Consider the following 13200-nt stretch of genomic DNA (forward strand, 5'->3'; position numbering starts at 1 on the left):
CCCTAAGCCAATGCAAATTTGCTTTCGAGAATAAAATTTAGGTTATAAAAATAAAACCTAGCCCTGATCGTTGCGAGCTCCTGCGAGCAAGAGCAGGTCGAGAACAGCCTTGCGCTCCATAATAAAATAAAAAATGTATAAATATGCAATTTTATTGACCATTTTATGCATATAAATTAAAATTGACTCTCACGGGGGGATGCTGGTATTTTTTTTCGGCTCCCTTTTTCGTTTTTCCATAGGAGGATTGGATTATGAAAAAAGTTTTAGTTTTTGCAGGAGCGGCTTTGATTGCACTTTGCACTATTGGCTGTTCTAAAAAGGCAGAAAAAGGCGAATTTACGATTGAAAAGGGTTTATTTAAGGTTGGTATGGAAATTGGTTACCCGCCTCTTGAATATTACGATGTAGACGGAAAAACTCCGATGGGCTTTGATGTTGAACTTTCAAAACTTTTAGCTAAGAAAATGGGCTTAGAAGCGGAAGTTATAGACACTGCTTGGGATGGAATTTTTGCGGGGCTAGAGACCAATAAATACGATGCTGTAATCGCAGGGGCAACTATAACAGACGAGCGCAAGAATTCTATGGATTTTTCTGTGCCCTATGTTGGAAACGGTCAAGCATTGATTTTAAAGAAAGATTCTAAATTGGCGGTTTCAAAACCAGAAGATTTAACTGGCTTAAAAGTTGCTTATCAGGCAGAAACAACTTCTGACTTTTTTATGGAAAAACTCGCAGCAAAAGGCTTAAAATTTGAACCTTGCGAATTTGATAAAGTTTTAAATGCATACGATGAGTTGGCTTTTGGCAGATGCGATGTTGTTATTTCTGACGCCCTTGTAAGTGCTGCATATCTTGGTCCAGATTCAAAATTTAAATGTGTTTGGGTTGGGGAAGCTGACGACTTTTTTGGAGTTGCAGTAAAAAAAGGAAATAAAGTTCTTGTTGATAAAGTAAATCAGGCTTTAAAAGAACTTGCAGCTGACGGTACTCTTTCTGAACTTTCTAAGAAAATTTTTGGAGCGGATCTTATCGCAGTAAAATAAATCAATTTCGATTATAAAGATTTGCGTTTTTGGTTTTTGGTAACTTTTTTAACTTATATTTCTAATCTGCCATATTTTGTGGTGGATTAGAATAGAAAAGGCACTTTTAAAATCATTTTTGTGTTTTTAAAATTGTTTTAGATATAATTGGAGATTTTTTGATGGACGCTGCCTTTACTAAAATTATAGGTTGGATTCCTGCACTTTTGAACGGTGCTAAAATTACTATTTTGCTAACTTTGGCAGCGGTTTCTGCTGGAACAGTTTGTGGCTTGCTCTTGGCTTTGGGAAAAATTTCCAAAAAGAAAATTTTGAATAAGTTTTGCAGTGCTTACATTTTTTTCTTTCGTGGAACTCCGCTTTTAATGCAACTTTATTTTTTATATTTTGGACTTCCAAAACTTTTTCCAGCCCTTACCTTAAGGAATAAATTCCTTGCGGCTTTTATCGCTTTTGCTTTAAACAGTGCAGCCTACATGGCAGAATACATTCGCGCTGCAATCCAGTCAATTGACAAAGGTCAATACGAAGCGAGCAAAGTTTTGGGATTTAATTATTTTCAGACAATGGCACTTGTCATAGTCCCTCAATCAATAAGGCGGCTTATTCCTTCTATTGGGAACGAATTTATAATGGTTTTAAAAGACGCATCTTTGGTTTCTTTGATTGCTTTGGAAGATATAACAAAGATAACGCGAAGTATCGCTTCAAGTTCTGGAAACGAGCTTGTTTATCTTCCTGCTATGATTTTGTATCTCATAATAACCGCAGTTTTCTCTGTAGTCTTCAACAAAACTGAGAAAAAATTCAGCACTTACGAATAATAAGAATTGAATAAACTTTTTGATAAAAGGACATAAAAATGAGCATGATAAAAACTGAAAATATATGCACAAATTTTGGAAGTTTAGAAGTTCTAAAAAACGTAAGTCTTGAAATTGCTCCAAAAGAAGTTGTTTGCATCATAGGCCCATCTGGTGCCGGAAAATCTACATATCTTCGCACTCTAAATCATCTTGAACACATTGATAACGGCAAACTTTTTGTTGGCGACCAGCTTTTAGATGAATTTGAAAACGGCGTTTGTAAGTTCAAAATGCACAAAAAAGAACGAAGTAAGGTTTTGCTCGAAATGGGAATGGTTTTTCAGAGGTTTAATCTTTTTCCGCATAAGACCGTTTTGGAAAATGTGATGCTTGCGCCTATTCACGTTGCAAAAACCGATAAAGAGGCAGCAAGACAAAAAGCCTTAAAACTTCTTGCAATGGTTGGGCTTGAGTCTAAAGCGGAGGAATACCCTAGTAGACTTTCTGGTGGTCAACAACAGAGAGTTGCCATTGCCAGAGCTCTTGCTATGGAACCTAAAATGATGCTTTTTGATGAACCAACTAGTGCGTTGGATCCCGAACTTGTAGGCGAAGTCCTTTCTGTAATGAAAAAACTTGCAGAAGATGGAATGACTATGATTGTTGTAACGCATGAAATGGGGTTTGCTCGTGAAGTTGCAGACAGGGTTGTTTTTATGGAAGACGGAAAAGTTGCGGAGGTTGGAACTCCAGAAGAAATTTTTAACAATCCAAAATCTGAACGCCTTCGACAGTTTTTAAAATCTGTGCTATAAGCCTTGTGTTTTGCAGGCAAAATATTTGCTTTTTCTAAAACTTAGGGAAAGGTTTGCCTTCTTCAAAATCAAAAATTGTCTTTTCTACAATGAATCTGCTGTATTCGCGCTTCCATATAAGGTGAGCGTCGCTTTGGTCAAATTCTTCTAAAGAATTTTTATCCATATCGATTTCTATCATAATATCTGCACGGTTGTCGCGGTTTATACATCGCTTAAAAATCTTTACATAGTGAACGCCGTCTATATCAGTAGTTCCGTTAAATATGTCTTGAATCTGTTCTATAAATGAATTTTCGAGTTTTTTAGATATTTCTGGAATGAATTTTACAAGAATGCAGTGCTTCATCTTTTCCTCTCTTCAAAAATAAAATTTTGTCGCAGATTTTTATGGATTAAGTATTGCAGAAAAAAGATGAATGTCAATTATTTTTTTAGAGAATTGATTACAGCACTTGCAACTTTTTCGCCGTCCATCGCAGAACTTCCTATTCCACCTGAATATCCGCTGCCTTCTCCGCACGGATACAGGGATTTTATTTTTGTGCATTCTAAAGTTTGCTTGTCTCGTAAAATTCTTACAGGAGTGCTTGTTCTGGTTTCGCTTGCAATTAAAAGCGCTTCGTCGCAGATAAAGCCCTTCATACTTTGATTAAATTCCCTAAACGCTTCTTGCAATCGATTTTTTATGTCCTTTGGTAGCCATTTATCCAAACGGCTAGATACAACTCCTGGTCTATAACTTGTTTCTGGCAAAGTTTTAGAATCTGTCTCGTTTAAAAAATCCGTTAAGCGCTGTGCGGGTGCAAATTGTCCGTTTCCGTTTTTAAAGGTCAAATTTTCAAGCCAAGTTCTCCAGTACAAACCGGCAAGTGCAGGGCAGCCGTTGGCTGTTGCTTCGTCAACAAAACTTTGCGGTATGTCTTCTGGTCTGCGTTCTGTAACTATTGCAGCATTTGACCACTTGCTATTTCTGCCAGAAGAACTCATTCCGTTTACCACAATCTGATCTTTTTTTGTTGCGCAGGGAACGACATATCCTCCTGGGCACATACAAAAACTGTAAACTCCGCGGCCTTCAATTTGTGCGGTAAGCCTGTATTCTGCGGCCTGTGGCATTTGTTGTCCATGAAATTGAATGTCGTCTATTATGTTACGCGGATGCTCAACTCTTACTCCTACGGCAAAAGTTTTTGCTTCTAAAGCCGAAGGTTCTATTTTTGCAAGCATTTTATATATGTCTTCAGCAGAGTGTCCGGTTGCAAGGATTATTGCATCTGCAAAAATCTCTCCTTCTTTGCCCGTTTCCAAATTTTTTGTTTTTACACCTACCGCTTTTAAAGAATATTTTTTTTCTGTAATTAGATCTGTGCACAGAGTATTAAAATGGATTTCGCCACCTAGTTCTACAATCTTTTTTTCCATTGCGTCGATGATTTCTGGCAATTTATCCGTTCCGATGTGAGGATGAGCATCTGTTAAAATATTTGGGGGTGCGCCAAATTCAACAAAGATTTTGTAGATTTTATAGATGTCGCCACGTTTGTTTGAGCGCGTATACAATTTTCCATCGGAAAAAGTTCCTGCTCCACCTGACCCAAAACAAAAATTTGAATCTTCGTCTAAAAAACCTTCTGTTTCAAGTTCTTTGATATTTTTTGCTCGAAGTTTTGTAGGATTTCCGCGCTCAATGATTATAGGTTTAATTCCTTCTTCAAAAAGACGAAAAGCCGCGTAAAGTCCCGCAGGCCCAGATCCTACGATTATAACTTTGTGTTTGCTTTCTGCGTGTTTCCAATTTAAAGATGGAGAGAAATCGTCTTCGGGTTCTTCTCCAATGTAAACTTTGTATCGCATTAAAAGTTTTATTTGCGAGCGGCGAGCATCAATCGATTTTTTTATGAATACAGGCGTAATTTTTTGCCCAGAGGTTTCAACTTTTTGCTGAACCAGCGCTTTTTTTATTTCCGCATTTATTTTTGCGTCATCATTTTCTTCATCTGGAGTGAGGGTGATTGAAATTTCACAAGTCATGCAGCCAATTATAGTTTAAACGTTAAATAAATCAATCTGCGAGGCTATTTGATAAATTGATTTCTCCATTTTTTCTGAAATAGCAGACAGTGTTTGCCCATTGTCATTTATCTGGTTTGCAGAATCGGTCATGCTGTTTACACTCGCTTTTATATGTTCTGTCGCCTCTTGCAACTGTTTTACTTGATTTAAGATTCCTGCATTTTCGTCGGACATATCGCTGGATGCATTTCGTACATCAAAAGTCGAAATATTCATCATCTTTAGGGCTTCAGTTATTTGGCGACTTCCAATTTCGCTTTCTTCCATTGCGCTTTTTATTTGCAGAACAATCTGGTCTGTCTGTTGAATTTTTGTAGTTACCGCATGGAAAGATTCTTTTGCTTGTGAAGAAGTTGCTACAACGCTTTCAATAGATTCTTGAATCATTTTAAGTTCATCGCGTATGCGCCGTGACTGTTTGCTGGAATTTTCTGAAAGGTTATGAATTTCATCTGCAACAACAGAAAAGCCGCTACCGACAGAACCAGCATGTGCTGCCTCTATTGAAGCATTCATTGCAAGGAGATTAGTTTCGTTCGCGATTTTTGAAATGACTTTGTTTGCTTCCATCAGCATTTTGCTCTGGTCTTTTATTTTTTGAATCTGCTCATCGACAATGTTTTGTTTTTCAATTCCTGTTATCGTATTTTGCTCAAGTTCGCGGAAGGAAGAAACCATATTTTCGGTATTGCGAGTTACTGCAAGGATATTTACAAGCATCTGTTCAACTGCGGCACTTGCCTGTGTAACTCCAGAAGATTGATTTTCTATAAGTAAATTTAGATCTTCTATTGTTGAGGTGATTTTATCGACTTTTTCTGCGGTTTCTTCTACAGACAAACTCTGCATCTTAATTTTTTCGCTTACATTTTGAATGTTCGAAATTATGTCGTTTATAGAAGAGCGAGTTCTTTTTGCTGTGGCAACCATTTTGGAGTCAATCATCGAAAGCTCATCTTTTGAATCTTTTATTTGGCTTATTATCCCTCGTAGGTTTTCTGTAAAAGTGTTAAATCCTGTTACAACGTCACCAACTTCGTCCTTTGTTCTGACTTTAATTTTTTTTGTAAGGTCTGCATCTCTAGAAGCGATCTCTGTTATCGATTTTTTTAAATCTGTAAGCGGATGAACTAAAAATGTCATATAAACAGAAGTAAAAATCATCAGCAAAACGGCAATGATTATACAAAAAGTGATAATTTCAAAACCGCTTTTTTTTGCTGTGGCATTTATTTCTTCTTCGGTTATAGAAATTGCAAGAGACCATTCTGTGTGATTTATCGGACAATAAAAGACATAGTTTTGCGTATCGTTATTAGTATTTTTTACGATTGCACTTCCAGTTTGACTTAGCAGCATTTTTTCGGTTAAAGATTTATATCCTATAAAGCCAGATTCTTCTTCGCTCATAGAATAAAAGTTTTTCATTATTTTTGATTCTTCTGTATGAGCGATTATGTTCCCCTTAGAATCGATTGCATAAGTAATCCCTGTTTTTGTAAGAAAATTTTGCGTTACCTGATAGTTAATCTTGCTTAAAGGAAGTGCTCCTACCATAACGCCACAAAAAGCATTGTTTGCATTGGTTACTGGAATGGCTATGTAAAATATGTATCCTATTCCGTCTAAGGCTGGCATCGGATCCGATATGTATTTTGATTTTCCGGAAGTCTGGATTGCTGTAAAAAATTTTTGCGAAGAAATGTCGCTCTTGTTGCCGTTGGAATCAATCATAAAGCCGTTTACATCTGCAAATCCCATAAATTCAAAATTGGGGTCAATCAGCTGTTTATTTTTTTGAAGATAATCTGTGGCAGAATAAAAGTCTCCGCTTTTAAATTCTTGCGAATTTGTAAAAATTCCAAAATCTTTAAAAAATCCTTCAAGCCAATATGTAATGCCGTCTGCTGTTTGTTCAACTAGCGAAGTTGTAAATTGTGCGTAAGTTTCTATGTTATCTTTTGAAATTGAATGGGTGAGTATAAAAGAAAGCGCAGAAAATGAAAAAATGAGCAGAACTAAAAGAACCACTGCAAATTTAAATGCCATTTTGTTCTTTCGGTTTTTTAAATTGATTTTCGTAAGGCTTTGCTGTCGTTTTAATTCATTTGCATTAAAGGAGCGATTTTGCTCGCTCGTTTTGGAATCGATTTTTATGTCGTCGTTTGGCGCATTGTCTTTTGTTGGCAATAAATTTTCAAATTCTAAACTTTTCTCATTTTGTTTTAACTGACTGGTATTCTCTTTACTTCCTTTTAATGACATGTAATTCTCCAGAGTGTTTGTGGACTCTCCACTTTCAACATTGTCGTTTAAAAACGCAGATGTATAAAGAAGGCTAGCATAAGATAACTAAAAATTTTGTTGTATTGAAAAAATTTTATGTTGTAGGGATAATGATTTTACAATTTGAAGATAAAGCATTTTGACTTGCAAAAACAAGGAGTTCATATGGAAGTTATTCGTTTAGACGAAATTTTAAAAGCAAATGACTACCCTGGCCGTGGAATAGTGGCAGGACTTAGCAAAGACGGAAAGCACGCCGTAAGCGCATATTGGACAATGGGCAGAAGCAAAGGAAGTCGCAATAGAATATTTGTTGTAGAAAACGAAGACGGACAAGAAGTTGTCAGGACAAAAGCTTTCGACCCATCTTTGATTGCTGGAGACCCAAGCCTCATAATCTATGCTGCGATGCGGCAGTTTAAAAATTATACGATTGTAACAAATGGCGACCAGACAGACACTATTTATGAAGGCTTAAAAAACGGAAAAAGCTTTGAAGAATCCTTGCGTTCAAGAAAATACGAACACGACTCACCTAACTTTACGCCAAGGATTTCTTCTCTATTAAAAATCGAAGATAAAAAATTTGATTACGCAATTTCAATTTTAAAGAGCGATAACGGCAATCCAGAAAATACACTCCGCTTTACTTACACTTACGACAATCCTGTAAGGGGCGAAGGAAGATTTATTCACACTTATATGTCGAATGGAGAGCCACTGCCTTCTTTTGAAGGAGAGCCAGTTTTGATTGAAATTAACGGCGATATAGATGATTTTTCAAATATGATTTGGAAAAGCCTTAACGAAGAAAACAAAGTAAGCCTTTTTGTAAGATTTATAGATATAGAAACTGGCAAATTTGAAGAAAAAATAATAAATAAAAATAAATAAATTAATAAAGTGATTGACATAAGAGATAAGTTAGATTATGCTAACACCGAAGTTAGCGAGTGCTAACGCAGTGTACCTCTTGGTGACAGATGCTGAAAGTTCTGACTGTTTCTCTTAAGGCGTCTGTCACCATATTTTTATCAGGAGAAAATTATGAAAGTAGCGATTGTTTATGCAACAACAACTGGTAATACGGAACAACTTGCAAATGCTTTAAAAGCGTCCGCACCAGATTCATATTTCAGCACAGCAGATAGCGCTGATGCAAATGAAGTTTTGGCAGCAGATTTAATTCTGCTTGGAAGTCCTGTTATGGGAGCAGAGCAGTTGGAAGATTCCATGGAATCATTCTTTTCTTCAATCGAAGGAAGTTTGAGCGGTAAAACTGTAGGACTTTTTGGTTCATACGACTGGGGCGACGGACAGATGTTCAGAGACTGGTCTGACAGAGTTACAGCCGCTGGTGCAACTGTAAAAGGAGTTGTAATGGCTCAGCTTGCTCCAAGCGATGAATCTTTGGAAGAAGTTAAAAAGCTTTTAAACTAGAAATTTAAAAAAGTTTGAGAGAGTTTTTATATTTCCTATTAACCAAATAGGCTATAAATGTCTGTAATATGAGGGGTTTCCTTTATGTTACAGGCATTTTTTTTAAGTTTTTCATTTCCAAACCTCTATAGGTGAATTTTCAAAAATCGATATTTTGATATTTCTCCACGAATTTTATTTAAGGTATTCGTTTTTATTTCAAATGGTTGAATCTACAGCGTCTTTTGCTTAAAATCTGTTTTCGGCTTCGGGCTAACTGTCATAACACCATACCTTTGCGAAACCGTCGATTCGTCCTATCCAGAAAATTATCAAGATGAATTGTACAAATAATTTGCAGGCAATTTTGAAATACCAGTTTTTATTCTAGAACATTTTTGATTTTTGTTATTTGGGCGACTTTTGCTGCACTTCGTTTTGCAAAAACACGCTTTACAGGGCTACGCCTTCCGGCTTCGACCAAAGGCACGGCAAGTAAAATTAAAAAGCCGTGCCTTTGTTTTCGCTACGCTCACCCTTCCAATCGTTGTCGCACAAATTGTACCGGATTTTCCTTTCTCTTGATTTCATTTAGAAAATTCTATATCCTTAAAAAACTTATCGGAACAGCCGAAGAAAGGAGGTGAATTTATAATGGCAACTATAGTAGTAGACGATTCAGAAAACCTTGAAAAAGCAATAAAACGTTTTAAGAGAATGGTTGAAAAAGAAGGAATTATCCGCGAGTATAAACTTCGTGAATATTATGTAAAGCCTTCTGCCACAAATCACCAGAAGAAAACAACATTGGAGCGTAAACTTCTTAACAAAAAGATTAAATCTGAAAAGAAAGATTACTAGTTTCAAGAAACCTTCCTTAATTTGGAGGGTTTTATTCTTTATACAGAAAATGGAATTGTTAACAGATTTGTGAGCCTTGTAAAATTTGTTAATAAAAGGAGAGATTATATGAATAAAAAATTTGTCATTTTTATATCCTGCATCACTTTTTTGCTTGGGTGTTTTATTCTGAGCGTAGGTTTTAGCAACATCGCTCGCGAAGAACGCACTGTTTCTGTTCGTGGTTTTTCGGAAAAAGAAGTTGATGCAGATTTTGCCGTTTGGAAAATCGCTTTTTCCGTTGGTGCAAACGATTTAATCTCGCTAGAAAAAGAAATTTCAGAAAAAACAAAAATTGTAACTGGATATTTAAAAAATCATGGGCTTGAAGATGCCGATTTTTCTGTTCTTGCGCCAGAAATAAACGATGCTTCGATGAGCCTTTATACAGACCCTTCGAGAAGAACTTACAACTACATCGCAAAGCAATCTCTTTTAATAAGAACTCAAAAGATAAAAGAAGTAAAAGAAGCTTCCAGCGATACTTTAAAACTCATAGGCAAAGGAATTTCTGTTTCTTCAGATTATGATAATCACGTTACCTATGAATTTACTCGCTTAAATGAAATAAAACCAGAAATGATTGCATCTGCAACCCAAAGTGCAAGGGCAGGAGCAGAGCAGTTTGCAAAAGATTCTGGCAGCAAAGTTGGCAAAATAAAATCTGCAACTCAAGGGCTTTTCACGATTGAAAATGCAGCAGAAGGACTTGAAGAACGCAAAAATGTTCGTGTTGTAACTACAGTTGTTTATATTTTAAAAGACTAAAAATAGATTAACCTTTACCGATTAAAAGTTTTTCAATCTTTCTGTTATTAAATATGAGGGCAATAATGGTTGTAGCTTATAAGTTGGAATATGACCTAAAAAATTCTGCGGTTTAAAATGCGGTTTTAGCCAAGTTCTATTCATTTTTCAGGTTTGAGCCCCTCGACCATAAACTCTTGTGGTATTTTTGAAGGTTTAGCTTCTTTATTTACGCAAGCCCAGGTAACGTCTGCTTCTGCACTTATCTGTCCATCTGGCTTTTTTATTATCTGATGCATTGTTCCAGAAACTGCACCCATTTTTACTGGCTTTGTTTGAATTTCTAATTCTTCGTGCATTTTTGCAGAAACTTTGTAGTGAATATCCACATGTGTTACAAAAAGATAGTAGCCTGCATTAAAAAGTTCATCGTATTTGAAGCCGATTTTTTCTAAAAAATCCATTCTTGCTGTTTCTAAATAGTTTAAATAAACCGCATTGTTCACATGATTGTAGGAATCGCACTCGTATGGGCGAACCTTTAAATTTGTAATTACTTTCATAGCGAAAAAAATTGTAGCACAAACCGCGTTCTATATGCAAACTTTGAATTACGAAAGTTCTGCAAGTTCACTCCAGCGCTCATAAGAAGTTTGAAGTCTTTTTTCTATTGTGGTGTATTCTTCGCCTGCTTTGCGCGATACTTCATAATTCTGGCTTGCCATTAGATTTTCCAATTCTTTCTTTTTTTCTTCGTCGTTTAATATTTGCTCTTCTAAAAGTTCAAATTCTTTTTGCTCTTTAAAAGTGCGTTTGCGTGGTTTTGTTTGTAACGGGGGCGTTGCGGGGGTGTCCTCCGCAGAGGGGGTAGCGACCAACGAAGTGGGCGCGCAGGGGGAGACCTCTTTCTTTTGCGCCTGCAACGCTTCCCCCTCCTTCTTTTTTAATTCCAAATATTCGGAGCATTTGCCTACAAAGCCGGAAACGCTGCCGTCGTCTTCCATTATAAAAAGCGTGTCTGCAATTTTGTCCATAAAATAGCGGTCGTGGCTTACGATTAGGAGGCAACCAGAATATTCGAGCAAAAATTGCTCTAAGATGTTCATTGTAAAGATGTCGAAGTCGTTTGTGGGTTCGTCTAAAACCAAAAAATTTGGATTTGAAATTAAAAGCCTGACCAAAAATACCCGTTTTCGCTCGCCACCAGAAAGTGTAGAAAGCATTGAGTGCTGAATTTTTCCTTCAAAGCCAAATTCCTTTAAAAATTGAGATGCGCTTAAATCTTTGCCGTTGTTGCGGTGTACGACTTCCGCAACTTCTTTTATATAGTCGAGGACCGTAAGGCTTAAATCGCTAAAGGTTGGATTTTGCTCGTAGTAACCTATGAAGGTGTTTTCGCCTTTTTCTACGCTGCCACTGTCGCTTGCAAGTTTGCCTGTTATTATGTTTAGGAAAGTTGTTTTGCCAGAGCCATTGTTTCCGATTATTCCGATTTTTTCGCCTTTTTTAAATTTATATGAAAAATTTTTTAGGACCGGGGTAAAATTTTTCGCTCCAATTTCTTTTTCGCCAGTGTAGCCTTTTGGATAATTTTTGGAAATTGAATGCAGTTCTAGGATTTTGCCACCAAGCCTTCTGCCTTCTACTTCAAAAGTAAAGCCTTTATCTTGACTAAATTTTTCGCGGTTTATAAGTGCGTTGTCTCTTTGTATGCGTGCTTTTGCTTTTGTTCCCCGTGCTTGTGGACCTCGCATAAGCCATTCGCGTTCTACTCGCAAAACGGATTCAATGCGGCGCTCTGTGTTTTCTTCTATCTGCGCTTCTAACTCTTTTTTTTGCAAAAATGAGGAATAATTTCCTTCATAAAGTTTTAGAGTTTTTCTGTTTAATTCGTAGATGTTTTTGCATACCGCGTCCAAAAAATAGCGGTCGTGGGTTACCATTAAAACTGCACGCTTTGTTTCGTGCAAATATTTTTGCAGATATGTTATTGTCTGTATGTCTAAATGGTTTGTGGGCTCGTCTAGTAAAAGAAGTTTTGTGTCTTCTACCAAAACCTGTGCAAGTGCTACTTTTTTTAGCATTCCGCCAGAAAGAGTTTTCATCTTTCGACTCATATCTTTTATTCCGAGCGTGCTTAAAACAGAACGTACTTGAGCTTCGTAATTCCAAAGATCGCTTTTTTCCATTTCGAGCGTTAATTTTTCAAAATTTTCCTGATGCGATTTTGTAAAGCCGTTTTCCATTGCGACGCAAAGTTCTTCGTATTCGCGGATTTTTTTTAATTTTGGGCTTTGCGATTGAAATATGTGTTCTTGAATTGTGTCTTCGTTTTTAAAAACTGGATTTTGACTTAAAAAACTCACGCCACAATCTTTATTTATAACTACATTTCCTTCGTCCGCCTGCAAAATTCCTGCGATTGTAGCAAGTAGGGTTGATTTGCCGCTGCCGTTGCGACCGATTATTGCCGCCTTGTCGCCTTCTTCCATTCCAAAACTTATTCCGGAAAAAAGCGGGCTTTCTCTTCCCATTTTTGCAAGATTGTTTATTGACAAGATGTTCATTGGTTTTCCTTTATGCGTTTTGCGAGTTACGAATTTTAGTGTAGCAAATTCTATGATTTTTGTTGACATGGCAAAAAAGGGGCGGTAAGATAAAATATATTTGAATGATTGTTCAAATGTTCAAGTGTAAAATCTCTAAAATTGGAAGTTTATTTTGTAGTCAATGGAACGCAGATGTTAAAAGGAGGTTTCACAAGAGATGATAGAGGATATAGACGAAAATACCCTTATCGATTTAGGAGAACTATTTAAAATCTTTGGTGATTCTACGCGGATAAGGATTTTGTTTGCCCTTTATAATGGCGAAAAAGCAGTTGGCGAATTGGCTTTAAATCTTGGAATGACGGACAGTGCAATAAGTCATCAATTAAAAATTTTAAAAGATAATAAACTTGTGCGTGGTAGACGCGAGGGCAAACAGATTTATTACGCTTTGGACGATTCCCATGTCCTTTCTATTTTGAGCCAGGGAATAGAACACATTTCTGAAAACTAAGTTTTTTGATAGTTGGAAGTTCGCAAAAAAAACATTTTT

The 13200-nt window shown here is 36.6% G+C and carries 13 protein-coding genes; 8 read left to right on the forward strand and 5 right to left on the reverse strand.

Annotated features, from left to right (window positions below):
- The first annotated feature begins 254 nt into the window (after nucleotides 1-254).
- The 3 genes from FXX65_RS04215 (at nucleotide 255) to FXX65_RS04225 (ending at nucleotide 2670) form a co-directional block, all read left to right on the forward strand.
- Nucleotides 255-1049 carry a transporter substrate-binding domain-containing protein gene (locus tag FXX65_RS04215; protein WP_147615233.1) on the forward strand — a complete coding sequence of 265 codons (795 nt, stop codon included), beginning with the start codon at nucleotides 255-257 and terminating at the stop codon, nucleotides 1047-1049.
- 161 nt (nucleotides 1050-1210) lie between these two features.
- On the forward strand, nucleotides 1211-1873 hold the full coding sequence (locus FXX65_RS04220) for an amino acid ABC transporter permease (RefSeq protein ID WP_147613561.1): 663 nt from the start codon (nucleotides 1211-1213) through the stop codon (nucleotides 1871-1873).
- 44 nt (nucleotides 1874-1917) lie between these two features.
- Nucleotides 1918-2670 (forward strand): amino acid ABC transporter ATP-binding protein, encoded by a 753-nt coding sequence (locus FXX65_RS04225; protein ID WP_147615309.1) that lies wholly within the window; start codon nucleotides 1918-1920, stop codon nucleotides 2668-2670.
- A gap of 34 nt (nucleotides 2671-2704) precedes the next feature.
- Here the strand turns inward: FXX65_RS04225 and FXX65_RS04230 are convergent, their stop codons facing one another.
- The 3 genes from FXX65_RS04230 to FXX65_RS04240 form a co-directional block, all read right to left on the reverse strand.
- Nucleotides 2705-3019, reverse strand: coding sequence for a hypothetical protein (locus FXX65_RS04230; protein ID WP_147615234.1), 315 nt, complete (start codon nucleotides 3017-3019; stop codon nucleotides 2705-2707).
- A 77-nt stretch (nucleotides 3020-3096) separates the two neighbouring features.
- Nucleotides 3097-4704: an NAD(P)/FAD-dependent oxidoreductase gene (locus tag FXX65_RS04235; RefSeq protein ID WP_147615235.1), complete on the reverse strand. Its 1608-nt coding sequence runs from the start codon at nucleotides 4702-4704 to the stop codon at nucleotides 3097-3099.
- A gap of 15 nt (nucleotides 4705-4719) precedes the next feature.
- The gene (locus tag FXX65_RS04240) at nucleotides 4720-7011 is read right to left on the reverse strand and encodes a methyl-accepting chemotaxis protein (protein ID WP_147615236.1); all 2292 of its coding nucleotides are present in this window, start codon (nucleotides 7009-7011) and stop codon (nucleotides 4720-4722) included.
- Between the two features lie 186 nt (nucleotides 7012-7197).
- On the opposite strand from FXX65_RS04240, the gene FXX65_RS04245 reads away from it, so the two are divergent.
- From FXX65_RS04245 to FXX65_RS04260, 4 genes are all read left to right on the forward strand, one after another.
- A complete protein-coding gene (locus FXX65_RS04245) occupies nucleotides 7198-7926 on the forward strand; it encodes an IMP cyclohydrolase (protein ID WP_147615237.1) in 729 nt (242 codons plus the stop codon).
- 153 nt (nucleotides 7927-8079) lie between these two features.
- Nucleotides 8080-8472, forward strand: coding sequence for a flavodoxin domain-containing protein (locus tag FXX65_RS04250; protein WP_187107420.1), 393 nt, complete (start codon nucleotides 8080-8082; stop codon nucleotides 8470-8472).
- A 633-nt stretch (nucleotides 8473-9105) separates the two neighbouring features.
- Entirely contained in the window at nucleotides 9106-9312 is a 207-nt protein-coding gene (gene rpsU / locus FXX65_RS04255) for a 30S ribosomal protein S21 (RefSeq protein WP_147613567.1), read from the forward strand.
- A gap of 108 nt (nucleotides 9313-9420) precedes the next feature.
- On the forward strand, nucleotides 9421-10119 hold the full coding sequence (locus tag FXX65_RS04260; protein WP_147613568.1) for an SIMPL domain-containing protein: 699 nt from the start codon (nucleotides 9421-9423) through the stop codon (nucleotides 10117-10119).
- Nucleotides 10120-10259: 140 nt separating this feature from the next.
- Here the strand turns inward: FXX65_RS04260 and FXX65_RS04265 are convergent, their stop codons facing one another.
- Nucleotides 10260-10661, reverse strand: a complete 402-nt coding sequence (locus tag FXX65_RS04265; RefSeq protein WP_147615238.1) for an acyl-CoA thioesterase — start codon at nucleotides 10659-10661, stop codon at nucleotides 10260-10262.
- A gap of 48 nt (nucleotides 10662-10709) precedes the next feature.
- Nucleotides 10710-12665: an ABC-F family ATP-binding cassette domain-containing protein gene (locus FXX65_RS04270; RefSeq protein WP_147615239.1), complete on the reverse strand. Its 1956-nt coding sequence runs from the start codon at nucleotides 12663-12665 to the stop codon at nucleotides 10710-10712.
- A gap of 199 nt (nucleotides 12666-12864) precedes the next feature.
- Between FXX65_RS04270 and FXX65_RS04275 the strand changes: the two genes are divergently transcribed.
- Nucleotides 12865-13161 carry an ArsR/SmtB family transcription factor gene (locus FXX65_RS04275; RefSeq protein WP_147613572.1) on the forward strand — a complete coding sequence of 99 codons (297 nt, stop codon included), beginning with the start codon at nucleotides 12865-12867 and terminating at the stop codon, nucleotides 13159-13161.
- The last annotated feature ends 39 nt before the right edge of the window (nucleotides 13162-13200 follow it).

Source organism: Treponema pectinovorum (assembly GCF_900497595.1).
GTDB classification, from domain to species: domain Bacteria; phylum Spirochaetota; class Spirochaetia; order Treponematales; family Treponemataceae; genus Treponema_D; species Treponema_D pectinovorum.